Source organism: Siccirubricoccus deserti, assembly GCF_014283215.1.
Classification (GTDB): Bacteria; Pseudomonadota; Alphaproteobacteria; order Acetobacterales; family Acetobacteraceae; genus Siccirubricoccus; species Siccirubricoccus deserti.
The window spans coordinates 1-1,917 of record NZ_JACOMF010000192.1; the positions used below are offsets into that span (position 1 = coordinate 1).

Here is a 1,917-nt window from a genome sequence, read left to right on the forward strand (position 1 = left end):
CAAAGCCGGTCTGCTGCATGATGTAGGTGAAATCGTTCACCGGGTGCCAGGTGGGCCGCCGCGTCAGGAACGGGTGCCGGATTACAGAGAGATGGTGGTGGGCGATGGTGTAACCGTCCGGCCGTGCCTGGTTGAGCAGGAACTGTGCGGCCAGAGTGCCGCGGGCGCCGGGACGGTTCTCGATGATCAACGTCTGTCCGGTGTTCTGCTGGAACAGCTCCGCCTGCAGGCGCATGAAGCCGTCCAGCGTGCCGCCCGGTGCCCAAGGAATCAGGAACCGGACAGGGCGGTTAGGGAAACGTCCTTGGCCGATAGCCGGGCACGCGAGTGTCATTGCGGCGAACGCGGTGCCGAGAGCGGCGCGGCGGCCGATAGAGCCTGTTGTCACTGGAATTTCCTCCTAGCTGGGCTGCCGCCGCACGACAGCCCGCCCGTACTCCGCCGGGCGCAGCATCGGCAGGTGGCAGCCCTCGAAGCCAGAATATACCCGCCTCGGTGGTTGTTGGATCCCCTAGACGACTTGTGGTCTCATTATTGATCCGGCCTGGGCGCACTTGAAAGGTTCGCAGCCACCGCGCTGGACAGGCCGCCTGTCGCGGTTTCGGGGTAGTTCAAGATGACCCAAGCCCTCTCAATAGGTAAACGCCACGCCTGAGATCGAGAAGCTCAGGGTCCAGCTCGCAGCCCTGCGTCCCAGCCGCCACTGCAAGTCCTGCGAGCGGCTGGATGCCGAGTTCGGCCAACTCAAGATGCTGATCAGCAACCTCGAGGAGGACCAGGCACCTGGCCCTGGCTTGCGCCGAGGTGGTGGCGGTCGACCAGGCCCATGCCGGGCGTGCCACCGCGGTGGTGGGCGGCATTGTCTCGCCGTGGTCTTCGGGCTGCGTCGTCGACACCGAGGCCTGGCCGGCCGTGCTGCCCCCGGGCAGCCACTACCTGCTGACCTTCGGCGGCTCCCGGGGGTGGTCGGGGCCACGCGCGAGACCGGCTCTGGGTTCGATTACCGCGTTACCGCGGCCAGTCAGGCGGAGGTGCTCAACCAAGCCTTGGCGGTTGCACCCGGGCTCGGCTGGGCCACACCACTCACTTCCTCACTTCCTCACTTCCTCACTTCCTCACTTCCTCACTTCCTCACTTCCTCACTTCCTCACTTCCCGAGAACCGCACTCCGTCCGGGGCGCCAGCGCCCGGAACGGCAGGTTTGGCCTGGGTCCAGGCAGCGACCTTGGGAGTGCAGGACCGCAACGAGGGACCGAATCTCTCTCCGAACCGCCGATTCTCTCCGAACCTGGGGACTTGACTGATTTAGTCCCAAGCTTTCGGCCCAGGAAAAAGGCCGGATTGCGAGCGGCACCTCTTGCTGTGGTTGGAAACCCGAATGCCCGACCGCTCGGCTCTGGCGGCAAGGGTCTGGAATCCGGTGTTTCGCGCGCCGGGGTAACTGGCGCGCCTGGCTTGGCACTCCCCCCGGCGGTGTGGCGCGGCTGGTCCCACCGTCGCTGTTGGCGCGCCTCATCCGGAGGGAGAGGCGCGGCGCCACTGCCCTGCCCAAGAAGGATTCCATGCTCCGCCCCACACCGCGACCTCATCGACAGAACCGCCCGAAGTGGCCGTCGGGCATGCGACCTAAATGCCCGTTTGCGAAGGGGTGACGGGGCTGGTTTGACGGGCTGATCCTGGCCTTTCAGGCGGCGTTGCAGGCGGTTTCCTGACTGGAGACCGCCATGTGGACGCCGGCTGATCGCGCGTTGGTTGGGGAGTTCGGCTCCGGCCAAGCGCTGACGGATGACCAGTTCCGCCTGTTGGAGCCGCTGATCCCGCCCGCCAAGCCGGGCGGACGGCCGCGCAGCACGGACATGCGGAGCCTGCTGGACGGGCTGTTCTATCTCGTGCGCACCGGCTGCCAGTGGCGGCACC

Annotated in this window: 2 protein-coding genes; one reads left to right on the forward strand and one right to left on the reverse strand. The window is 66.5% G+C overall.

All coding sequences use genetic code 11. The annotated features are described in order from the left end of the window. Positions 1-388: Bug family tripartite tricarboxylate transporter substrate binding protein (locus H7965_RS31860; RefSeq protein WP_315898725.1), on the reverse strand; the 388-nt coding region annotated here is incomplete at its 3' end. Between the two features lie 1,336 nt (positions 389-1,724). Between H7965_RS31860 and H7965_RS29675 the strand changes: the two genes are divergently transcribed. Then, positions 1,725-1,917 (forward strand): transposase (locus tag H7965_RS29675; protein ID WP_186774068.1); only part of this gene is annotated, 193 nt, incomplete at its 3' end.